We start from the raw sequence: 22,170 nt of genomic DNA, 5'->3' as shown, positions 1-22,170 counted from the left end.
GCAGGGACGACCGCGTCCGCCCCTGCCGCGGAATGCAGCCTTTGCAAAGTGTCGCTGACCGTCTGCCAGACGGTTTGAGCGGCCTCGCTTTCTTTTGTGATCAGCGTCTGCCCTCCGAAGGCAGAGGTCACAGGTTCGAATCCTGTCGGGTGCACCAACAAAATCAATAACTTAGGTGATTGCAGCTTTCCGCTGAAATGCTCCGGGTAGCACCGGGGTAGCACGCCGGGCTAAGACATCGCGCCGTTCTGGCTGTGGCAAAATCCGCCGTTTTCCGCCAATTTCTCTGTCGATCTCCATCCCATCGAAAGCCCGGCCTGATCGGGGTACAACTCTGCGGCCACAAGATAGAGTTAGAGATAGGGATATAAGAGAGTTTGCTTTCCTCGGAGCCGCCTTCGCACAAAGCGAAGGAAGGCGGGTCCGAGGGAGGCAAACGGCGCTTTCCTTGGTGAGCAAGAGCAACCAACGCTAAAATTGCGATAGCCATCCGGCCAGCTCCGTAGGTCCTGCCAGTCCGTTTTGCTCAAGGATTTCTGCGATGTCACGTGCCGATACGACGATGATCGGATGGTCATCGTCCTTAATTTCCTGATAGGCCTGAGCCGCCACAAAGGATGTTGTTATCAGGAGTCCAAATTGCCGATGGCGAAGGCGAGAAATCAGCCTGGATAGTTCCTTCACTCCCACGCTCACGTGAGGGGCGTAGCACTTTGCCTCCATCGCAAACTCAACTTCAACGCCATTGGCCGCACCGCCAATCCGATACTTTCCAACCGCGTCTCGTCCACCATCTTGGGTGGGTCGTGTGATGTCTATTTGCGTCACCTGCCCGAGCAATAGTTCCGCAATCCGGCCTGCACAGCGTTCGAATTTGACCGGTTCGCCTTCAAAAGTTCGCAAGATCGAAGCGATGACCTCTTTTTGTCCCGGCGTTTGCGGCTCCTGTTGCGCTCGTGTCCGATATTTTAGAGTTTTCTCAGCCTTAAGTGGTCGGAACCCGCCTGTCCGCTTCCAGAGCACCCATGCTTCCGGCCCATCGGCAACGCTGTTTGTTGAATCGATAATTGATCGCAACCAAGTCCGGTTAATGCGAGGTATATCCAAAATGGTCATCATCGCCCGATAATTCTGAAACCGGAGACCACCTGCCGATTTCCAGACTGCTACAAGGTCTTCAGTTAAGGGCACTCCGTCTGCTCCCGGAACAGCCAAGCCGAGAAACCTCATATCGCGATGCGTTCCAGCGGCAGAGAAGACAAGAATGGGTGGGACGCGCTGCCGCCCTTCGATGCCGGAATGGGCGTTTTCGAAAACCCACCTGAGAAGCTTGTTTCCATACCGACTTGTCCCGTGAAGGTCTGAACCCGGCTTCTTGTTGTCGCCGTAATAGGTGAAGCGCCCGGTTTCATGATCCAGAAAATCGGGCCAGTCGGCGTCTGCCAGAGATGTGGTCATTACGATCAACCTTGGGGCTTCACGGCTACCAAGTATCCGAAAACCTCCCTGGTTGCTCACACCAAGGAGAGCATTTAGCGGATCATCGCCAGCGTTGCCTCTCCGGCCGCCTTCATAAATACAATCGACAATCAGGTCCGTGTTCTTGAGATCAGCCGTGCGCAGTATGTCGCCTGCGGCCTCGGACTGCATTTTCGATTTCATCGGCACACCGGATACAATCCTTTACGACATCGTGTTCCCAGAATCGCAGCACAAGCCATCCGTCCTGCCGAAGAGCTTCTGAAACTTCGGAGTCCCGACGCTTATTCTTTTCAAGCTTGGCAATCCAGAACTCGCTGTTTGATTTAGGCTGAATGCTATGTTTGGGACACCCGTGCCAAAAACATCCATCGACAAATACTGCAATCTTTAGCCCGTGCATAATTATATCAGGTTTTCCAATGACCTTCGACTTCAGTCGATATCGCAGGCCCCGACTCCAGATTTCACTTCTTAGAAGGATTTCTGGTTTAGTGTTTGAGCCGCGGTTTCGCGACATGCAGTAACTTCTCTGAGAGAGCGTAAGAACGTCAGCCATCAAGAAAATTCCTCTGGAACAAGATGGCACCTGGTCAGCACCCTCGCAACCTGGTACGAGATCGCGGATTGAGTTTTTGTAAGGAGTAGGTCGATCCGGGTTCTTGATATGTTCTGCGGTGGTGGCGGCAGCAGCTTCGGCGCACGTAGTGCCGGGGCCGAAATCGTTTGCGGAATCGATATGTGGGACGTTGCTACGTCCACCTACAAGAATAACTTCCCAAACGCGGTCGTTAAGACGGGTAGGCTTGAGACCTTTTCACCTTCGAAGTTGAGGGATGAGATAGGTGATATCGATCTTCTTCTGGCATCTCCAGAATGCACCAACCACACCTGTGCGAAGGGATCAGCGCCTCGATCAGAGGAGAGCCGAGCGACGGCCATGCAGACCATTCGTTTCGCCAAGGCCTTCAAGCCGAAATGGGTGGTCATGGAAAACGTGGTCCATATGCGCCCGTGGTCTCGGTACGATGAAATGAAGTCAGAACTGGCTGCGCTAGGTTACACAATATCCGAAATGGTCTTGGATGCTTCTGATTTCGGCGTCGCCCAGAGCCGCCGAAGACTTTTTCTTGTTTGTGGGCTTGGGACTGATCCGGTGACTGTTGCCACTCCAAAGCGCAAAAAACGCAAATGTGTGCTGGACATTCTTGACTGCCCGGGAACATGGAGAACCACTGCTCTGCATACCGAAAGACGCGCAAAAGCTACGCTAGAACGCGCTCAAAGGGGCATGGCGGCTGTGGGGGAGCAAACGCCCTTCCTCATAGTTTATTATGGAACGGATGGCTCAGGTGGTTGGCAGCCGCTGAACAGGCCGCTACGGACGATTACAACTGTTGATCGATTTGCATTGGTCGTGCCCTCCGAAGCCGGGCACCAAATGCGCATGTTGCAGGTCCCCGAGCTTACCAAAGCGATGGGCTTTACAAGGAACTACAAGCTCGAAACGGGAACCCGCCGTCAAAAAGTTCACATGTTGGGCAATGGTGTCTGCCCGCCAGTGATGACTGAAATAGTGCGAACTCTCAGCGAAAACTGACGAAACCGGGTCGAGAACCGTGGCTGTGATGCTCGAACGCCAGCGATGCAACTATCTGCTCCTTTAGTCGGCCAATCACCTTGCACCCAAGCTCATCCAGAACCTTTCGAGTAATTTGACATGGAATCCCATGAATGATCTCGAAGTGAAAATCCTTATCGGCAAAGACGCTCTCACAGCACAACTCAGGTGTTTTCCAAACAGTGGCTGGCAGGCCAAGTGGTTCCCCGGCTGCATTGGCCTTCCTTTGATGGTCACTTGGCACTATCGCGGCTAATAGGAAGGGGAGCGGGCCAACATTGCCCTGGGCAAAATCGCACGCAGCCTGGGCTTGGATCAAAACCCAGGCGGGCTTCTTCGGCTTTTCGAGTTTGAGAATGCCACCGCGAACTTGCGATGGCTTTGCCCCAAATCTACGCTCAAATTCTTCATCCTCGCACCAAGCCTCTGGTAGCTCGATTACTGCACCCCTCCGGTAAGCTACAAATGTATCGGAGGCTTCAAAAACGACAGCGGTATTAAGTTTCGATATAGCCGCAGTACCGAGGCCATCTGTTTCATCGTGCTTTGTAACAGCAGTCTTCCAGATACCGTCATCTGACTCCGCATTGAATTGAATGTTCAAGGCATCGCCGAGCAATGGCATCAACGCTTCATTTACGGATTCAAACACATGGGCCTCGACGTGAGCTTTTCCAAACGCATCAACGGCGAGCTTGCTCAGCATTCGATCCATCTTTTCCGACGCACTTGCACCCTCGAACTCAAGGGCCAAACCACTAACGTCCCGTAGGACAGTTTCGCCAGCCCTGCATACCCGCTTTTCCCAATCCAGAAGCGCGCCGAATGGCGCATTCTCTGAAAAAATCTTTTGCACCTCCTCCTTCAGTTTCTCGGGTGCATTGGAATATTCATCCTTGGAAAGAGCTTTAGAATAAAATGGCTGCTTGTGCGCGAGCGAGGCGGTTGCTGCGATCCGCTCGATCAATCGATCATGGAGATCAGTGCTTGACCAAGTGATCAGAGCATAAGGACCATTGCTGTCCGACACGAGCCTATCAATCAAGCTGACTGGCGCGTTAAAGACATTCGCATCTTGGTCCGGCGAAGCACCTCCAATCAGGTTAATATCCAAAAAGAGTACACGAAGCCCTGAGCCATTCGGAAATTCTTCGGGTAGCTCGTCGGGATAGTTATAAGCAATACAGGCCAAGCCCAGCTTGCGGAGGGACGATACAATCTTTTCCAGTTCATCCACTTCATCGTCCACAGCGATGATCTTTGCGCCTGGAAACATTATTTGATTTCCTGATTGAAAATAATTGCAAATGCAGCGCCATCATAGGCTGGGGGAATGCCTACGTCCTCGGGGTCAGGTGATACCACAAGGCGCGCATTATTGAGTTCGCAAACCAGATTTACGTAGTATAGCCCAAGCCCCATCCCATCCGGCTTCATTGTAACGAATGGTTTCAATAGCGAGCTGGTATCCAAGGGGAGGCCAACGCCATTGTCTGCAACCACTATTGCAGGCCCCTCTTCAAAATAGTCGGTTGTTCCGATGTAGATCGCCCGCCTCTTTCTATCTTCGGAATTCTCCGGCCATTTTACCTGCAACCAATAGATCGCATTGTCGATCAAGTTAGAGAGTGCGCCAAGAATCATTCCGAATGAAACATTGACTTCGAAATCGTCCTGTTCAGCAACGAGCGGCGGGCAGGAGAAAACAACATCGTGGGCGACAAAACGGTTGTCGTTGAGGAGCTTCGACTCTCGCAAGATCGTCTTTATGCGCTGCTTCTTCTTTTTATCTTTTCGCAAGAGCGTCGAAAAGCCATCTAGTAGCTGGCTGAGGTGCTCGGCCCGGCTCAAAAGCTCGTCAGCCGGTGCCTTCCTCCGAATATCGTTTGTCAGGCCTTTGACACCCCGATCAATTTCGTGAAACAGGATTCCCAGATTCAGACCAGCATTACCAGAATGGGTCATCACCTCCTTCATTTCGTTGAACTTGCGCTCTATTGCCTTCAGGTGATTGCCCAGAGCTTCCGACAATTTTCGTTTTTCAAGCTCATCCCTCAGCGCGTTTATCGGGTCAGTAAGGTCCCCGATGGCTTTTTCTGAAGGTGTCTTGAGAATGGATTTTATGCGCTCTTTATCTTCCTGGCGAAGATTCTCAAATTCGATAAGCGCGCCAAGAACAATAGCCTTGAATTTTGCATAGGCTTCATTTTCAACGAAACCCTCTCGGTTGGTCTTCTCAATCAAGCCATGTTGCGGATTTCCGCTAGCCTCCAGCGAGACGTCAACTGCCCCGAGAATGATATTATTGCTTATGCGCCTCGTAGGAATATTGACTCGCCTCTGGTCCAATCCGAGCCAGTCATCACCTGCGGCCCGCTCGCCGTAATTGTACACGCGGACACCGTCGCGAAAGACGCGAACCCCACCATTTTCGTCCAGAAATTCGTTGAGCGATGCAGCCTCGGCCATAAACTCGAGGACGTCTCTATCTCGGTCGAATCCGTAAAACTCCCCAATCACAGGGCCAAGCTGCTCCAATGGCCCATTATCGGTCTGAAGCTTGGTGAACTCAGAATCAGCAACTGTTCGTTTAGTGAACTTGCCGTTTTCGTCGGTCGTTCCGAACAGTCTCTGATCGTGGGGAGCTAGTTTGAGGCGGGCGTCCGCTTCAGACTGTTTCTCGTTTCCTTCAATCTTAATTCCAGGCAATGGTCGAAAATTGTATGACCACTCGTACTTGCCGCGCTCGTATAAGAACACGAAGCGCCACATTGCTCGATCAAGGAAGTCCGGAGTGTCAAGTAGTCCTGCAAGCCAATCCTCGTGGTCTGGAACGGAGAGCGATACCAAAAAACTTTCTGGTGACTTGGTAGGAGATGAGATCGATTTTACATTTCTCCAAAGTCGTCGAATATCACCTCGTTTCCACGTCTCCCTCAAACCAGAGATGGTAATCTGAGTGCCGCTTGATGAAGCATCAAATTGCGGATCGGCGCTTTCAATGACCGAGACCGGCGCTTGGTCCATGTAACGGTGTTGAGAATACGAATCCCAATCTACTTCGACCGTAAATTCTGGGCCATCTTGCTTCCTGGTTCTAAGCTCGATGCGTGTACCCAGCTTATGGACCGCAAAACGCCCCACACCTTTCTCACCTAGTGGAAGGCGGAAATAGCGGGCACTGCGCTTATTTTCTTTCCGTTGCCGTTCCCGATAGTCCGCGCCTGGCTCAAGCCAAACCTCTTCAATGGTCTCGCGATCCATTCCTTCGCCATCGTCCCGAATAACGATTCGAGCGTCGGGATTGTCGAGATCATAAAAATGAATATCCACCTTCGAAGCATCCGCATCGTAAGCGTTTTTGACAAGTTCAAAAACAGCTAGACGAGCGCTTCCAATCAGTTGATCCCCCAGCAACTGAAGTAGCCGCGCTCTGGGTCGGAAGGTTGGGTTAGCTGTTTTGTCCATTTACTACTTCTTGCTCATTATTTTCCGAACCACAAGCAAACTAAAGTCTTTTGGCATTCTCACGCGGCCTCAACCTTTTTGAGCGCATTGTACGGGTCAAATCCGAGTATTTCGGCGAACTCCAAAAATTCCACCACGTCCACCCTTCGTTGTCCGCTCTCCAGTCTAGCTATAAACGACTGATACTCGCCAAGCTTTTCCGCAAGCTCGGTTTGGGTGACACCTGCCCGTTCGCGCGCTTCGATCAGGTAGGCAATCAGTGCCCTGTGCCGCGCGCTCCCGAGTGTCTTTACCACCTCGCCTACCCCATCTGATTCCCGATGGGGTCTTCAGTTATATCTGATTTTCAGTTATCTTAAATTCAGATATTCCGAGGGCTTTTCTATGGACTGGATCCAGGTGACAATTTGGGTGGTCTGCCTTTCCCCGATCTGGGGCGCATTCGCATGGGCTTTTTGGGAAGGGTCCATCCGGCCCGGCCTGGTCCCACGCAACGAGATCATGACTGAAGCTGATAGGTTGTGGGCAATCGATGATGATCGCGCCTTTGATGTGGCCTGCTCGGAAGAACACGCTGCATGGTACCGCTCCAACACTTTCGAGCAAGGCCGCTGGCGGCGGATAAGGCGCGAAATCATGCGCCGGGAACGCGCAAGGGGCACCACGTTTCGAAAGGTGCATCACGCTGCTGACTTTCAGTGAAAGCTGATGCCTTCCGGTTTGGACGTTCTATCCTCACCGGAAGGCTGATGCCGATTTCTCCCAATCGGCAAGGGTTGGGCTTTGCCTGTCCTGTCGAGCTTTCCTTGGAATACTTTCCTGCATTCTTATCCTGTTATTCTCTGCTGGATTATTGCCTGTTACCTGATCCGTTTCATGCTCGGGAGCATGAAGTAGATGCTTGGGTTGGGGTGCCGGTCCGTTACCCTGTTACTCCGCACCGATGACTGAGGCCGGCGACAACCTCGGTGGAGAGACGAAAATGGGAGTCGCATGGTGCGCACATCTCGCTCTCATGTAACGTCCATACAGACTCGATAGTCGGCACCAAATGCTGTGACTCAGGTTAGGCGAATAGATTCCGATGAATTTCACCGCAAAAACTCCCGCCCCCGAAGTCTTCGGGGCGCGCCAGCCAACTACGTGTCCTCGCCTCATATTTCTAATCCGTTTTGCCTACAGGTGGCCTTTAGAAGCGACGGGCAATGCCGACTTGCCCAGACAAAGTGGCAATGGAAGCGACCGTGTTTCCTGCCCAGGTCGTCTGTTTCTTGCCTGTTTCCTTCGGTTCCCGCCGAGAGCTGCTTCCCGGCCTTGTGGTGGTGTGACAGGCTAGTGCGCCATGTTTCTTGTTTCCCCGGACATGATTCTCGGCTACGGGCGGAATATCTTTGGCCGTGAGTCAACAAGCGTGAAAATGGCGCAATCGGTGTTTCCCGACTGCGCCATGCTGTTTTCTCCATTGGATCGGGCTGTCGGCGTTAAATCCAATCATCCATGTCTCGGATCGGTCGAGCACTCCTCCATGTCGGCAATTGCCGCATGAGATAGGAGGTCCATTCTGGCAGACCGCCCAGTTCCTTCACCATCGCATGGACCCCGCGCCGCACGTCGCCCATACCGAACCGCTTCTTGAACTCGCAAAGCTCGATAAGCTGCTCATGGATTTCCTGCCGATAGTTGAGGCAAGCGTCCTTGTGCAAGGATGCAGGCGAGGGAAAGAATGGCCCGGAAATATTCCGGTACGCGTCTAGCAGCGCCAAGGCTTCCGGCGTGAGAGACACACTTCGAAATGGTCTCCGTCGCCTAACGAAACCACCGCTGTGCTCCACGTGCCAAATGCCGCGTTTCCAGTCGATATCGCCCCCGCGCATCTTTCGCACATACTCGATGGGTTCACCGGTCAGGATCACCAGTCGAACCATATCCTGCCACGGTTGACCCAATTGCTCGGCTTCGATGTAGATCGCGCCAAGTTCATGCTTGTCCAGATTGCGCTTGGAGCGGACGGGTGGAATTTCGAGCTTGTGGTGGTGCAGCGGATTGATTTTCAAGAGACCGCGACGCACCGCCCAGCCGAGCAGCGCCTTGAGCGACTTGTGAAAGTTGATCCCGCGACTTCGCTGGTCCAAGGTAATCGTTTCAGCCAGAACAATCCATTCTTCGCGTGAGACGCCCGAGAAAGGCCGGTCACCAAATCGCGGTTCGATGTGGCTGTAGAAATAGCCCTGTACCGTCTTGAAGTGATCGGAATCGGCGGGTGAATGATCGCCGAAATACTCTACCAGCGCTTTGCTGATCGGCAGACTTCGGCGCAGCTTTGGCTCGGCGACCAGCGACGGTGAGGATGCCTCCCATTCCGCTTTGACCCGCGCTTGTTTGACCGTGTAGTCGTCTGTGCTGCCTAGCCGGATTCGGCGGGAATTTTCACCGTCTGACGCTTGGCCGTAAAAATAGAAGGTCTTTCCACCAGTCGGTTTGATCCGAACAGCGAGACTTCGATTAATGGTGTCGAACATCCACTGTTCGGTCTCAAGGCTCCGAGCCTGCGCTACAAGCTCGTCGGTCAGTTCCAGCGATGCCCCGTGAGATCGGTATTTGCGATGCCGAGCGACGGCAGGCTCGCCATCGCGTTCCGCGTCAATAATAGCTGCTGTGTCAGGGTCTATATCGTCGTAGGGAAGCCCATCAGGGTACAGAGTCATGACCTGCCTCCCCACATGGTAGCCGTGGAATGGTGCCGCCGGTCAATGCCAGCGGCACCAATGGCGTCAGCCCTCGCGGACGTGGGCGACTTCGGCCTCCAGGTATCCCGCGATCTGCGGGATGCTAGCGGTCGTGTAGACCGAGGGACCGGATTTGAGGTAGACGATGCCGCCTTCAGCACCGTTCGGGCGACCTCCGGCGATTTCGCTCCGGCGTACCAGTGCCCCGCCGCCTTTTGCCGGAATGAGAATGAAGTCGTTGGTTTCGTGTTCCATGACATGTGTCCTTTCAATGGGTTGGTGTCATGGTGAGGCACAGCGGCCTTCACCTCTAATAACAAACCAGACCCACCAGTGGTGTCAACTAATTGTTTTTGTTCAGAAAATTTTCCTTTTTGCATAGTTCAAGCCTCCTCAAACGGCATGCCGAGGCCGGATTTCTGGTAGGAGAATGCCGTTCTGCGTCGCGCTCGTTCGCTGGAGTTTTCGAAGGGGCCTTCGAGGCGCTGAAAGGTCCAAGCCTCCAGGGCGTCTGCTCGATAACGCACGGCACGACCGAATTTCCAGTAACGGGGGCCTCCGCCGGTTACGATAAGTTTGGCCAGCCAGTTGGGTGAGCAGGTGAGGCCAAGCTGTTCTCGAACGAATCTGGCCGCTTGAATGCGGGTAAGATAAATGGGTCTCATCATGTTTCTCCGTTTCTCAAAGTTGCCGGAGACGCCCTCCGGTAACTGTAGATACCGGCGTTCATGATTTGTCCCACAAAATCCGGGTGAAATATTATTCTAGCTGTCGGCGGGCGGCTTTTGCGGTGCCGCACTCAAAGCGCTCATGATGGTGTCCGCGATTTGTTCTGACGTCCTTTTCAATGGATCGTCGCCCAAATGCGCGTAACGCTGCGTGGTGGCGGTCGACCTGTGACCTAGCAGCTTGCCAAGGATAACCAACCCCATGCCGCTTTCGGCTCCAATCGACGCGTAGGTGTGCCTGAGGTCGTGCAGCCGTAGACCCTGAAGCTCTGCATGTTCGGTTATGCGCTGCCAAGGCCGTTGCAGATCGGCACGCGGCTTGTCGGGATTGTTGCCCGCGATAACATAGCAGCTCGAACGTTTGAGGCCCGAAAGGATTTCGATAGCCGCTCTTGGCACTACAATCTTTTTCTGGCCTGTTTTGCTGTCTGGAAGATTGAGAATGCCGCGCTCGAAATCCACTTCTTGCCATCGCAAATGCAGGATTTCGCGCAGGCGGCAACCGGTCAGCATCAGCAGCCGGATCGCGGCGATGACATGCGGCGAAAATATCTCCCGCTGGTTCTCGGGGCGTTTCGGTCGGTGCTTTGCCTTTCTGCCTTCTTTGAACTTCCAAGGCAGGCCCTCGGTTTCCGCAAGCTTCAAGGTTTCGCCAAGTCGGCGAAACTCCTCGGGCTTCAAAAAGCGGTCGCCTCTTCCGTCCCTATAGAGCTGCACACCCCGGCAGGGATTGTCCTGTACATAGTCGCGCCTGACCGCGTAGGTGAAGATGCCGCCTAGCAACCGCACGGTCCGCGTGGCTGTTCCTCGGCCTCCCTTCACAATCGACCGGCCCCGCTTCCCTGTCTTTTTCTCTCGGGCTGTCTTGCCCTGCGCAACATCACGCAAGAAGCGCTCAATGTCTGCGCGGGATACAGCGCCAACGCGCCTTCGACCGAGGAGGGGCCTAATGTGAGCTTCGATCCGGCTGTTGTCGCTTTGAATGGTGGTCGGCTTTTTGTGCTCGACGCCCTCCTGCATGTACTCGTCGCACAATTCGGAAACCGTCATTTCCGCTCGCTGCTTCGCGCGTTCGGCGGCAACGTCCTCGCCAAGCTGTGCCTTGGCCAAAATCTTCGATGCCTCCACACGCGCCTGATCGACGGTCAACTTTCCATAGGTGCCAATGGTGACTTTGCGCGGGACAGCGTTTCGGCCACCAGCGCGATACATGACGATAAAGGTCTTGTGCCCGTTTCCTCGAACCCTGCACCCAAAGCCCGATAGCTTTCCGCACCACTCCACATAGTCCTTCCCTGTCGCGGGCAGGCCATCGACAACCTGTTTGGTCAAGCGCGGTTTTGGCATCATCTGTTCTCTCGGGTAGCACCGGGGTAGCACATTGGCGGTAAAGCCGAGAAATCTCGAAAGTACCGCCCACCCAAAAGAAACACTATTTTTACAGCTAAATCAATATGTTAGGTAAAGACCAGATATGATGGGTAAAGTCGGGAAATAAGAAAATTTCACCCTCCGAAGGCAGAGGTCACAGGTTCGAATCCTGTCGGGTGCGCCATTCTTCTTTAAAAATGAAGACGCTGAACGGTCTGCGAAAGCAGGATGCCGCACAATATAGATGTGTTGCCGGGAGATCGCATGGCGCGTCAGCCCTCCAATTTTCGTGGTTTGGAGTCACACCCTCTCCTCCCCCATCTCTCGGGGATGGCGCAGGATATGGATCAGCGGGCATCGTTGGGCCAGGCAGTTGCAGACCCGGCGTACTCCGGCAGCAGTTTTCCGGCGATCTCCATGGCCTCCTCGCGGGTCGTGGCGAGCCTCAACGGATAGCCCCAGAATTTGGCAAAGGCCACACCGAAAGTCTTGAATGCCATACGCTTGGCGGCGTTCGGCTCAATCACGATCATCGCCAGCACGAGTGTCCGCAGTTCGGCCTTGTGTTTCTTCATCCACAGCGCGGTGCGCTTCTTTTCTTCCTGGCTGTGTTCGTGCTCTTCGCTCGGCGCGTTGTCGGTCAGGATCACGAACGGCGCGCCATGCTTAAAGCTCTCCTCCAACACGTCGAAGTCCTCGTCGTGGTCGTGATCGGGCGCTTCGTCATAGCTCATCCAGACGAGCGGGAAGTTGGTATTGTCCAAAGGCATGGTTCGTCTCCTTGCCGGGATGGATGGTTTCAATTCGAGCGGATGTGCCGCCACGACATGATCAGCGCGACCACACCCGGAAGCGTGACTGCCAACAGCTCCAGGGCAACGAGATGGCCGCCGTCTCGCAAGCCATCGAATACGCCGGTGAGCGTGCTCATGGCGAAAAGAAGACCGCCGAGAACGAGCATGGCCCAGTCGGTCGCGCGCCTTGCGGCAAGCGCCAGCAATGGCGGGACGACCCAGGCGCCGTAAAAAATGGATACGCCCCATAACGCGGCGGGGCCGAACGTAGCGGCCTGCATCGTCCCGCCGCTACCGACGTAGGCGTTCAGATAAGAGAAGCACTGGATCGCGACGAAGATTGCGGCACCGACCGCTGGGACGAGCCATGCGAGTGCGAGCTTAACTGGGTTATGTTCGATCACGTCAAAACTCCTATCCGAATGTGCGCGATTGGGCAGTTGAGCGCGCCTATTCTGCCCGAAAGTAATAAGTCAGTCGGCGAATGGCGTCATTGCGCAAGCTGGCCATTATATGTTTTAATCCGGCCAAGTGAAAATGCCGAGGATTTTGATGCATCTGGACGTCCGTAGCGATTGGCTTTCCTATGTCGATGAGGTTCCTCGCGCGCTCGTTGCGACCAACGCTGTCGCCAATCTTGAGGCCCTGGAGCAATCGCCGCGGCACCACCATCAGAAGGCGCAACTGCTTTTCACGGTCCGCGGCGTCATCAACTGCGAGGTTGAAGACGCGGTCTGGATCGTGCCGCCGCAATGCGCCGTGTGGATCCCCGGCGGGCTGCCCCATACTGTTTTTGGCTCGGGCGAGGTGGAGTGCATTTCGCTCTTCATCGAACCTCCTGAAGCTCCGAACCTGCCGAGCGAATGCTGCACGATCACGGTGTCGGGCTTTTTCCGTCATTTACTGATGCGGGCTAACGCGCTTCCGGAACTCTATGACGTTGACGGTCCGGACGGCCGCATTGTGTCCGTCATCTTCGATGAGCTGGCTGCGGCACCGGTCGAAGACCTTCGCCTCCCGATCCCCGGCGATCCGCGCCTGAAGAAGCTCACTGACCTGCTAATTGCGACGCCTGAGGATCATGCAACCGTCGCGGAGTGGGCCTCCCGCGTCGCGCTCAGCGAGCGCAGCCTGAGCCGCCTGCTGGCCAAAGAAGTGGGCGTGAGTTTCGGCCGCTGGCGCCGGCAGTTGCATGTTATCCTCGCCTTGCGACAGCTGAGCGCCGGCCAGACAGTCCAGGCCGTCGCGATGGATCTCGGCTATGAAAGCGCCAGCAGTTTCGTGACCATGTTTCGAAAGATGGTCGGCAAGCCGCCAAGCCGCTATCTGCTTGAGCGGCTTGGGCCTGCACTTCACAATCATCGAGGGCATTAGAGAGCTAGCACTTCACGACCCGCTGACCGGCCTCCCCAACCCGATGAACCTCAACGATCAAGTCGACCGCGCGCGTTCAGGGACGGCTTCGGGGCCAGTTGCTCTGCTCTATCTCGACCTCGACCTCGACAGGTTCAAACAGGTCAATGACACCCTTGGTCACCCTGCCGGTGATGCACTGATGTGTGACTTCGCGGCGCGCTTGAACGAGATCGCCAGGCCGGATGATCTGGTCGCCCGGACCGGAGGCGACGAGTTCAATGTCATGCTCTGCGGCAGAGGGGGCATTGAGGAAATTGACCGCCTCTGTCAGGCCATGATCGACGCGGCGCGCAGACCGTTCGAGATTGACGTCAGCAAGGTTTTCGTAGGCGTCAGTATCGGTGCAGCCGTATCGCCGCGAGACGGCCAAGAGCGGGTCAACCTGCTGCGAAAGGCAGACATTGCGCTCTACTACCCAAAGACAACCGGGTGCGGCCGGTATTCCTTTTCTCAATCGAGATGGATCTGCGTTTGGCCCTGCACACCGGCGACCAGTTGTCCGTGCACTATTGATGATTTCGGAACAGTTTTTTCATCGCTCGGACGCCTGCAAACCCTCAATGTCGATCAGATCAAGATCCACAGAAATTTCGTAAGGGGGCTTGGACGCCGGGGCGACGACGAAGCGATCATTCGCGCGATCGTCGATCTCGCGCACGCCAAGGGGCTCAAGACAACGGCTGGAGATGTCGAAACACGCGAACAGGATGAAAGCCTGACCAGGATCGGTTGCGACAGCCTACAGGGCTTCCTCTACTCAAAACCGCTGCCACTGGACGAGATCAGCAAACAATCAGAGCACATACTCTGAGCCTACAGCTGCAGCCATTGTGCACTACCGACTGATCAGCCGAAGCAGGGTGCCAAACCGACCATCCGCGTGAGCGGCGTGCCACCAGAGCCGTTCTGTGTTTAACGGAAGCGCGGTCGCGCTCTATCGTTTAGTTTCGCCGCATTTCGCGAACGTCAGGTGTCTCCACCGGACTGCCAGATACTCTAGAGCCAGAATTCCGGGACAGTTTCGGAAAGCCGCGGACCAAGCCGCAAGGGCGCGATCTTTTCGGCCAGGCCGGTCGCGTCGGAAATTTCGACGCCGACGCCGCAGATCGTGGCGGGGCCGGTCGCCGCCTCGAAACGGGATTTGTTCATCTTGGAAACAAATCGGCTCAGCGGCTCTTCCTTGTCCATGCCAAGAGACGAATCATAATCGCCACACATCCCGGCATCCGACATATAGGCGGTTCCACCATTGAGGATCTGGCAGTCGGCGGTCGGCACATGGGTGTGGGTGCCGACGACGAGGCTCGCCCTTCCATCAACAAAATGGCCGAAGGCCTGCTTCTCGCTGGTCGCCTCGGCGTGAAAATCGAAAATCACGGCATCGACCTGATCCTTGAGCTGGCAGGCCGCCAGAATGTCCTCGCCAGCTTTGAAGGGATCATCGAGTTCGGGGTGCATAAACACCCGCCCCATGATGTTGGCAACCAGCACGCGCGCGCCATTACGGGCATACTGGATGCTCGCCCCCTGCCCGGCGTTCCTGCAGGATAGTTTGCGGGGCGCAGGAACTGTTCATGCCGGTCGGCAAAAATGATCGCGTCTTTCTGGTCCCACACATGGTTGCCGGTGGTCACCACATCGGCCCCGGCATTGACGGTTTCCTGAAAGATGGCCTCAGTGATGCCGAAGCCGCCGGCGGCGTTCTCGCCGTTGACGATCACGAAATCGAGTTTCAGATCGCTGATCAGCCCCGGCAGGCGGTCCCATACCGCCTTGCGGCCCGTCTTGCCGACCATGTCTCCGAGAAAAAGCAAACGCATGAAAAATCCAATCTGTCCCGTGCGGCGCATGCCGGATCCATCGCTGCGCCGGCATATTTCATGACAGGCTCTAACGCTCCATCGCCGTGATGCAAATGTTTTTTTGTCGAAATCATCCGGGAAACCCGGGTTTCACGCCTCTTTGCCGGTCCACCGAAAGCCACTCTCGGTAATGATTGCATTGAGAGGCACGTCATGCGGCTCGGCGGGAACTGACGGCACTTTCTGCATGTTGAAAGCGATACCGACAAGCAGAGGGCAGATCTGACGCGCATGCAAGCGTTCAATGGCCCGGTCATAATGACCGGCGCCATAGCCAATGCGATTACCGGCTTCATCAAACACCGAAAGCGGCATCAACAGGATATCAGGGTCAACTTGCCGCGCTTTATTGCCGGGCGCCAGTGTTCCAAAGCCACCCGGTTCAAGATCCTCGCCCGAGCGAAAAGCGCGGAAGACGATTGTTTCCCGATCAATGACAGCAGGAAGCGCAAGCGATGCGCCGGCCTCTTCCAAGAGGGCCATTAGGACGCCGACATCAACTTCGGAACGGATGGGGTGGTAGCCGGCAACACATTTTCCGGAAATGTCAGGCCCGAGAGCCTCTGCGCCATGAGTGGCGAGGGCGAGGCTCTTTTCGCGACGCTCATCAAATATAAGCCCATCGCGCAGGGCAAGAATTCTGTGGCGCATGACCGGCTTGCTGTCTGGCAGGTCGTTCACAAGCGCTCCTGACTGCTTGCGTCAAAAAAATATGCGGTCCACGGCGACCGATGGAATCTGTTGGATCCTGGGCGCCTACATAAGTAGGTGGGCGCCATATAACCAAGCCCACGAGCGAGGTCAGGGACAGCTCCCTTAGGATCAAGTAAGGCCCCGGGGATTCGTTGATTCCTGTCGAGAAGCGCAGACCGTAATACCTATATAGGCTTCTCGCCGTCCACCTGCCAGAGGGAAAAACGCTTCACCGCTACGATTTCTGATCGCGCGCCAGCGCAAGCAGCCAAATGGCTGGAAAAAAGCTATTTTTCGACGCCGGAAACCTTTTTGGAAAGGCTCGAAAGCCGCTCGGCAAGGTTTTCCAATACGCTCGCCAATTCATCTTCGTGGGCAGCCTGTGCACTGTCCGCCGAGCCCGCTTTTGTGCGCAGATCATTGAGCTCTGCGGCATTGGCATCAACAAGAGCCTGGAGATCGTGCAGTTCATCCATGATCATGATGCCAGCCATAACCGTCAGCCTGAGGTCGCCAATCTCGCCAAACTGGCCGCGCAGATTGCCGATATAGGAATCGAAACGGTCCGCGAGGTCGACGAGGTGATCCTCCTGCCCCGCTTCACAGGCCATTCGATAGGCCTTGCCATCGATATTGACGGTGACTTGCGCCATATGCCCCTGTTCCTCTTGCCGCCTATTTCTCGTGATCGAGAACAGAGCGGATCGTCTCCATCGCCGTCACCAGCCTGCGGGAGACCTCGCGGTTCACCTCTTCCAGCCGGTTGGCCCGAAACTGCGCCTGGTCAAGCTCACGCGCAAGCCCGGCTCGATCCTCATGGACAATACGAACCTCGTTTTCGAGATCTTCACGGTTCTGAAGCTTGTCGGCACGGGCATCCACGGCGTTTTCCAGCCCCGAAAGCGCCTTTTCCAGCGCCTGAAGCGCATTGCCGAGCCGTCCCGTTTCCGCCACCATTGACTTTCCTCCCGAAGAGAGAGACGCGCATTGCTTGAATTATCGCGAACCCTGCCACCATCTAGTGCAAAACAGGCTTTTCGAATCGTCAAGATGCCCGAAATTTCATTATGATCTTAGGGAGTGTTAACAGCCGACGTCAACTGAGAGACAGCATTGTCAAGTGGAAACTCGGCCCCCGGACTCGTTCATCAGGGGGCGTCAGGGTCCGCAAAGCCGCGCGCAAGCTTTCGAACTGCGCTGACCCGCCCCGATTTGTCATAAAACAATGAAACGGTAATAAACCTCATATATCAATCGATTTAGAGACACGATAAACGCTGGAAAGAAGCATTGAATGCACCATATTACACCATGGCTGGTTAAGCTGTGGCGGCCCCATTTGAAATGGTGTAGTGTCCACGCGTTTTCGGGCTCGAGGTCCGTCGGGGCGCTTTCGTATTTGCCGCCTTGATTGGTTCGGGTAACTCTGTAATTTAACCGGCATCACTGCCGCCCGGCCGCATGAGCCGGGATTTCCAACGCACCACGTAATCCCTCAGAATCAAGAAAAGCGAAGAACACATGACTTCTCTTGAAAAACACAACCGGATGGCCAACGCGATCCGTTTCCTCTCCATGGACGCCGTACAGAAAGCCAATTCGGGACATCCCGGTCTGCCGATGGGCGCAGCCGATGTCGCGACGGTGCTGTTTACGCGGTTCATGCGTTTCGATCCCAAGAACCCGAACTGGCCCAACCGCGACCGCTTTGTGCTGTCTGCCGGCCACGGCTCCATGCTGCTTTATTCACTGCTTTACCTCCTCGGCTACGAGGATATGACGCTTGATGACCTGAAGAATTTCCGCCAGCTCGGCTCCAAGACCGCCGGTCACCCGGAATACGGACACGCTTCCGGCATCGAGACGACCACCGGTCCGCTCGGCCAGGGCATCGGCAACGCCGTCGGCATGGCAATTGCCGAGCGCAAGCTTGCCGACGAGTTCGGCGAAAAGTTGATGGATCACTACACCTATGCACTGTGTGGTGATGGCTGCCTGATGGAAGGTATCAGCCAGGAAGCGATCACGCTTGCCGGCCACCTGAAGCTTAGCAAGCTGATCCTGTTCTGGGACAACAACTCGATCACCATCGACGGTGCTGTTTCGCTCGCCGATCTCGACTGACCAGCATGCCCGCTTCCGTTCGGCCAACTGGCACACGATCGACATTGACGGCCACAATCCGGATGAAGTCGCTGCCGCTATTGAGGAAGCACAGAAGTCCGACAAGCCGACAATGATCGCCTGCAAGACGACCATCGGTTATGGTGCACCTAAAAAGGCCGGGACCAACAAGGCCCATGGCTCGCCGCTCGGTGACGAAGAAATCGCCGAAACCCGCAAGGCCCTTGGTTGGGAATATGCGCCCTTCGAACTGCCGGAAGACATTCTGGACGCATGGCGCGTTGCAGGACTGCGCTCCACCAAGGCTCGCGTCGAGTGGGACGAGCGCCTGAACGGCACGAAGGCCGAAATCAAGGCCGAGTTCAACCGCCGCTTTGCCGGCGAACTGCCGGGCTCCTTCGACCGTACGGTACAGAAATACAAGCAGAAGCTGGCGGACGAAAAGCCGACACTGGCTTCGCGCAAATCTTCGCAGAATGCTCTCGAGGTCATCAACGGTGCGATCCCGGAAACGCTCGGCGGCTCTGCCGACCTGACCGGCTCGAACAACACCGATACCAGCCAGACACCGTCGATCACGCCCGACGATTTTTCCGGCCGGTTCCTCCACTGGGGCATCCGCGAACACGCCATGGCTGCCGCCATGAACGGTATCGCACTCCACGGCGGGTTGATCCCCTATTCCGGCGGCTTCCTGATCTTCTCGGACTATTGCCGTACCTCGGTGCGACTGGCCGCGATCATGGGCATCCGTGTCATTCATGTCTGGACGCATGATTCGATCGGCGTCGGCGAAGATGGTCCGACCCACGAACCTGTCGAACAGATGGCTTCGCTCAGGGCAATCCCGGGCCTTTTGATGTTCCGTCCGGCAGATGCCATGGAAACGGCCGAATGCTGGCAGCTTGCACTTGAAAGCCAGCATGCCCCTTCAGGCATCGCGCTGACCCGCCAGAACCTGCCGGCCGTTCGTCTCGACTATTCCGAGAAGAACCTCTGCGCCACGGGTGCCTATGATCTGATCCCGGCCAATGAAGCCGAAGTCACAATCTTCGCCTCCGGCTCGGAAGTCGGTCTGGCTGTCGAAGCCCAGAAGATGCTTGACGGCAAGGGCATCACCACCCGCGTCGTTTCGGTGCCGTGCATGGAACTGTTCTTTGAACAGCCGGAAGACTACCAGAAGGCCATCATCGGCAATTCGCCGATCAAGGTTGGCGTCGAAGCCGCGATCAGAATGGGCTGGGACACCTTCATTGGCAATGACGGCATCTTCATCGGCATGAACGGCTATGGTGCATCCGGCAAGGGTCCCGACCTGTTCAAGCACTTCGGCATTACCGCTGAGGCGGTTGTCGAGGCGGTCGAGAACAAGCGCGCCTAAGCGGCTGATACAATGAACCGAGCAGCCCGGCCTGTTGCCGGGCTGTCTCTTGTCGAAAAGAACAGCATTTTGCCAGTCGGATGCTGAATTTCCGGCGAAAAATGTCTATATCAGGGCTGCCAGCTTACCGGTGCGCGATGGCCGATGCGCTAACAGTCTCTAAATGGATTGCTCAGCCGCCCCTAGAACGCCATCCGGCGGCTCTGCGTTTTGTAAAACTCTACTCGCGAATAGGGAGTCCCTACCATGACAGTTAAAGTTGCCATTAACGGCTTCGGTCGTATCGGCCGCAATGTTCTGCGTGCCATCGTCGAATCGGGCCGCAAGGACATCGAAGTCGTGGCCATCAACGATCTCGGCCCGGTCGAAACCAATGCTCATTTGCTGAAATACGATTCCGTTCACGGACGTTTCCCGCACGAAGTGACCGTCAAGGGCGACACCATCGACGCCGGCCTTGGCCCGATGCGCGTCACCGCGATCCGCGACCCCAAGGAACTGCCCTGGAGCGATGTTGATATTGCGCTGGAGTGCACCGGCATCTTCACCGCCAAGGAAAAGGCAGAAATGCTGCTGGCATCGGGTGCCAAGCGCGTTCTGGTTTCCGCCCCTTCCAAGGGCGCTGACAAGACGATCGTCTATGGTGTCAACCACAACACGCTGACGAACGACGATCTGATCGTCTCCAACGGTTCGTGCACCACCAACTGCCTGGCACCTGTTGCCTATGTAATGAGCAAGACGTTCGGCATCGAACGTGGTTACATGACCACGATCCACTCCTACACGGGTGACCAGCCGACGCTCGACACGATGCACAAGGACCTCTACCGCGCCCGTGCTGCAGCGCTGTCGATGATCCCGACCTCCACCGGCGCGGCAAAGGCCGTCGGTCTGGTTCTGCCAGAACTGAACGGCAAGCTTGACGGCTCGTCGATCCGCGTTCCCACGCCGAACGTCTCGGTCGTCGACCTGAAGTTCGTTCCGAGCAGGGACGTCACAGCGGAAGAAATCAACGCCGCGATCAAGGAAGCGGCCGAAGGCGAACTGAAGGGCGTTCTCGAATACTCCGACGAGCCGCTCGTCTCGCGCGACTTCAACCACGACCCGGCCTCCTCGATCTTTGCCGCCCAGCAGACCAAGGTTCTGGAAGGCAAGCTCGTGCGCGTGCTGTCCTGGTACGACAATGAATGGGGCTTCTCCAACCGCATGGCCGACGTGGCCGTTGCCATGGGCAAGCTTCTCTGAGCAAGAAAAAGGGATTTCGGATAGCCGGGACCAGCAGCAAAGCTGCAAAAGGCCCGGTGCTTGGAACCGGACAACAGAAAGGCCCGCCGATCCGTACGGCGGGCCTTTTTTTTGCATCGGCAGCCATTCTTTGCAAATCAGATGATTAATTCCTAAGTGTGGTTCAACCCCACTCTCCGGAACAGGATTTTCCGATGACTGCATTTTCGATTCTCGACCTCTGTCCCGTTGTTGAAGGCGGCACGGTTTCAGAGGCACTGGACGCCACCCGCCAGATGGCGAAACAGGCTGAAGCATCGGGCTTCACCCGCTTCTGGCTGGCCGAGCACCACGGCATGACCGGCATTGCCAGCGCGGCAACCTCACTGGTCATCTCAGAGGCGGCGCGCGCGACGGAAACGATCCGGGTCGGCTCAGGCGGCATCATGCTGCCGAACCATTCGCCACTGGTGATTGCCGAACAGTTCGGCACGCTGGAGGCGCTTTATCCCGGTCGCATTGATCTCGGGCTCGGCCGGGCACCCGGTACCGACATGAACACCGCCAGGGCGCTGCGTCGCAATCTGGAGGCCGGGGCCCAGACATTCCCCAATGACATCGTTGAATTGCAGACGCTGATGGACGACCCGGAAGAGGGCCAAAGGCTGATCGCAAACCCCGGCGCCGGTGCAAAGGTTCCGCTCTATGTTCTTGGCTCCTCTACATACAGCGCACATCTGGCTGCAGCCCTTGGCCTGCCTTACGCCTTCGCCTCGCATTTCGCGCCGGACATGCTGTTCGAAGCGCTCGATATTTACCGGTCCCAGTTCAAGCCCTCCGCCCAGCTCGACAAGCCCCATGTCATCGTCGGTGTCATGGGGGCGATGGCCGAGACGGATGACGAGGCCGAGTACCATTTCACCTCCGCGCTGCAGAGCTTCGTGGCGCTTCGCCGCAATGCCCGCGGCAAGACCCCGCGACCGGTGAAAAGCATGGACGGCCTCTGGAGCGAAATGGAGAAATTCTCGGTCGAACACACTTTCCAGTTCGCCGTTGTCGGCGGTCCGGAAAAGGCGCGCGCCAAGATGGAAGGCTTCATCGCCGACACCAGGGCCGACGAAGTGATCATCTCCGTGCCGGTGCACTCGGTGGAGGCACGACTGAAATCGGTGGCGATGTTCGGGGAGCTGCGCAACAGCCTCGCAAAGGCCGCCGCGTGATACCAAAAAGCCGCCGGCATTTTCGCCGGCGGCTTTTTGATCAGATTGGTTGTCGCGAAA

The 22,170-nt window shown here is 56.1% G+C and carries 20 protein-coding genes, 1 tRNA gene, 1 other RNA gene and 2 pseudogenes; 8 read left to right on the top strand and 16 right to left on the bottom strand.

Going from position 1 to position 22,170, the window contains the following annotated elements:
• Positions 1-471: 471 nt before the first annotated feature.
• Positions 472-1,650: a restriction endonuclease gene (locus tag AC0L7L_RS03025; protein ID WP_473511849.1), complete on the bottom strand. Its 1,179-nt coding sequence runs from the start codon at positions 1,648-1,650 to the stop codon at positions 472-474.
• The gene (locus AC0L7L_RS03020) at positions 1,610-2,038 is read right to left on the bottom strand and encodes a very short patch repair endonuclease (protein WP_473511847.1); all 429 of its coding nucleotides are present in this window, start codon (positions 2,036-2,038) and stop codon (positions 1,610-1,612) included. Before AC0L7L_RS03020 ends, AC0L7L_RS03025 begins: the two co-directional genes overlap by 41 nt.
• A gap of 93 nt (positions 2,039-2,131) precedes the next feature.
• Here AC0L7L_RS03020 and AC0L7L_RS03015 point away from each other — a divergent pair, with 93 nt between their 5' ends.
• The gene (locus AC0L7L_RS03015) at positions 2,132-3,079 is read left to right on the top strand and encodes a DNA cytosine methyltransferase (protein WP_473513754.1); all 948 of its coding nucleotides are present in this window, start codon (positions 2,132-2,134) and stop codon (positions 3,077-3,079) included.
• On the opposite strand, the gene AC0L7L_RS03010 is transcribed toward AC0L7L_RS03015, so the two are convergent.
• Genes AC0L7L_RS03010 through AC0L7L_RS03000 form a run of 3 tightly spaced genes read right to left on the bottom strand, consistent with a single transcriptional unit; the run spans position 3,066 to position 6,864 of the window.
• Complete coding sequence (locus AC0L7L_RS03010) at positions 3,066-4,376, bottom strand: hypothetical protein (RefSeq protein WP_473511845.1); 1,311 nt, start codon at positions 4,374-4,376, stop codon at positions 3,066-3,068. The two genes, AC0L7L_RS03015 and AC0L7L_RS03010, sit on opposite strands and share 14 nt — an antisense overlap.
• Complete coding sequence (locus AC0L7L_RS03005; protein WP_473511843.1) at positions 4,376-6,568, bottom strand: ATP-binding protein; 2,193 nt, start codon at positions 6,566-6,568, stop codon at positions 4,376-4,378. The genes AC0L7L_RS03010 and AC0L7L_RS03005 overlap by 1 nt, the downstream gene beginning before the upstream one ends.
• Before the next feature lie 59 nt (positions 6,569-6,627).
• Positions 6,628-6,864: a helix-turn-helix domain-containing protein gene (locus tag AC0L7L_RS03000; protein WP_272210217.1), complete on the bottom strand. Its 237-nt coding sequence runs from the start codon at positions 6,862-6,864 to the stop codon at positions 6,628-6,630.
• A 205-nt stretch (positions 6,865-7,069) separates the two neighbouring features.
• On the opposite strand from AC0L7L_RS03000, the gene AC0L7L_RS02995 reads away from it, so the two are divergent.
• Positions 7,070-7,270, top strand: coding sequence for a hypothetical protein (locus AC0L7L_RS02995; protein ID WP_272210215.1), 201 nt, complete (start codon positions 7,070-7,072; stop codon positions 7,268-7,270).
• A gap of 779 nt (positions 7,271-8,049) precedes the next feature.
• On the opposite strand, the gene AC0L7L_RS02990 is transcribed toward AC0L7L_RS02995, so the two are convergent.
• From AC0L7L_RS02990 to AC0L7L_RS02975, 4 genes are all read right to left on the bottom strand, one after another.
• Entirely contained in the window at positions 8,050-9,273 is a 1,224-nt protein-coding gene (locus tag AC0L7L_RS02990; protein ID WP_473511839.1) for a tyrosine-type recombinase/integrase, read from the bottom strand.
• 66 nt (positions 9,274-9,339) lie between these two features.
• Positions 9,340-9,549 carry a hypothetical protein gene (locus tag AC0L7L_RS02985; protein ID WP_272210213.1) on the bottom strand — a complete coding sequence of 70 codons (210 nt, stop codon included), beginning with the start codon at positions 9,547-9,549 and terminating at the stop codon, positions 9,340-9,342.
• Positions 9,550-9,677: 128 nt separating this feature from the next.
• The gene (locus AC0L7L_RS02980) at positions 9,678-9,959 is read right to left on the bottom strand and encodes a helix-turn-helix transcriptional regulator (protein ID WP_473511837.1); all 282 of its coding nucleotides are present in this window, start codon (positions 9,957-9,959) and stop codon (positions 9,678-9,680) included.
• 99 nt (positions 9,960-10,058) lie between these two features.
• Positions 10,059-11,372 carry a tyrosine-type recombinase/integrase gene (locus AC0L7L_RS02975; protein ID WP_473511834.1) on the bottom strand — a complete coding sequence of 438 codons (1,314 nt, stop codon included), beginning with the start codon at positions 11,370-11,372 and terminating at the stop codon, positions 10,059-10,061.
• Between the two features lie 131 nt (positions 11,373-11,503).
• Between AC0L7L_RS02975 and AC0L7L_RS02970 the strand changes: the two genes are divergently transcribed.
• A tRNA-OTHER gene (locus AC0L7L_RS02970) sits at positions 11,504-11,577 on the top strand.
• Positions 11,578-11,740: 163 nt separating this feature from the next.
• Here AC0L7L_RS02970 and AC0L7L_RS02965 read toward each other — a convergent pair.
• Both AC0L7L_RS02965 and AC0L7L_RS02960 read right to left on the bottom strand, forming a co-directional pair.
• A complete protein-coding gene (locus AC0L7L_RS02965) occupies positions 11,741-12,163 on the bottom strand; it encodes a hypothetical protein (protein ID WP_272210211.1) in 423 nt (140 codons plus the stop codon).
• Positions 12,164-12,192: 29 nt separating this feature from the next.
• Entirely contained in the window at positions 12,193-12,591 is a 399-nt protein-coding gene (locus AC0L7L_RS02960) for a hypothetical protein (protein ID WP_473511831.1), read from the bottom strand.
• Between the two features lie 148 nt (positions 12,592-12,739).
• Here AC0L7L_RS02960 and AC0L7L_RS02955 point away from each other — a divergent pair, with 148 nt between their 5' ends.
• Both AC0L7L_RS02955 and AC0L7L_RS02950 read left to right on the top strand, forming a co-directional pair.
• Entirely contained in the window at positions 12,740-13,561 is an 822-nt protein-coding gene (locus AC0L7L_RS02955) for an AraC family transcriptional regulator (protein WP_272210209.1), read from the top strand.
• The gene (locus tag AC0L7L_RS02950) at positions 13,518-14,414 is read left to right on the top strand and encodes a diguanylate cyclase domain-containing protein (RefSeq protein WP_473511827.1); all 897 of its coding nucleotides are present in this window, start codon (positions 13,518-13,520) and stop codon (positions 14,412-14,414) included. Before AC0L7L_RS02955 ends, AC0L7L_RS02950 begins: the two co-directional genes overlap by 44 nt.
• A 185-nt stretch (positions 14,415-14,599) precedes the next feature.
• On the opposite strand, the pseudogene AC0L7L_RS02945 reads toward AC0L7L_RS02950, so the two are convergent.
• From AC0L7L_RS02945 to AC0L7L_RS02925, 5 genes and pseudogenes are all read right to left on the bottom strand, one after another.
• Positions 14,600-15,399, bottom strand: a pseudogene (locus AC0L7L_RS02945) (TIGR00282 family metallophosphoesterase).
• Between the two features lie 156 nt (positions 15,400-15,555).
• Complete coding sequence (locus tag AC0L7L_RS02940; RefSeq protein WP_473513752.1) at positions 15,556-16,116, bottom strand: 5-formyltetrahydrofolate cyclo-ligase; 561 nt, start codon at positions 16,114-16,116, stop codon at positions 15,556-15,558.
• Positions 16,117-16,177: 61 nt separating this feature from the next.
• Positions 16,178-16,339, bottom strand: a non-coding RNA gene (gene ssrS, locus AC0L7L_RS02935) — 6S RNA.
• A gap of 106 nt (positions 16,340-16,445) precedes the next feature.
• Entirely contained in the window at positions 16,446-16,811 is a 366-nt protein-coding gene (locus AC0L7L_RS02930; protein ID WP_272210205.1) for a cell division protein ZapA, read from the bottom strand.
• 22 nt (positions 16,812-16,833) lie between these two features.
• A complete protein-coding gene (locus tag AC0L7L_RS02925; RefSeq protein ID WP_272210204.1) occupies positions 16,834-17,115 on the bottom strand; it encodes a DUF4164 domain-containing protein in 282 nt (93 codons plus the stop codon).
• Between the two features lie 564 nt (positions 17,116-17,679).
• On the opposite strand from AC0L7L_RS02925, the pseudogene tkt reads away from it, so the two are divergent.
• The 3 genes and pseudogenes from tkt to AC0L7L_RS02910 all read left to right on the top strand — a co-directional run bounded on the left by tkt (position 17,680) and on the right by AC0L7L_RS02910 (position 22,110).
• A pseudogene (gene tkt, locus AC0L7L_RS02920) lies at positions 17,680-19,663 on the top strand (transketolase).
• A 246-nt stretch (positions 19,664-19,909) separates the two neighbouring features.
• Positions 19,910-20,911 carry a type I glyceraldehyde-3-phosphate dehydrogenase gene (gap, locus tag AC0L7L_RS02915; protein ID WP_272210203.1) on the top strand — a complete coding sequence of 334 codons (1,002 nt, stop codon included), beginning with the start codon at positions 19,910-19,912 and terminating at the stop codon, positions 20,909-20,911.
• Positions 20,912-21,105: 194 nt separating this feature from the next.
• A complete protein-coding gene (locus tag AC0L7L_RS02910; protein WP_272210202.1) occupies positions 21,106-22,110 on the top strand; it encodes an LLM class flavin-dependent oxidoreductase in 1,005 nt (334 codons plus the stop codon).
• The last annotated feature ends 60 nt before the right edge of the window (positions 22,111-22,170 follow it).

It is taken from the genome of Martelella sp. K41-7 (assembly GCF_055808365.1).
Note: the sequence above shows the minus strand (reverse complement) of the source record. Positions and strands in the feature narration are given on the sequence as shown.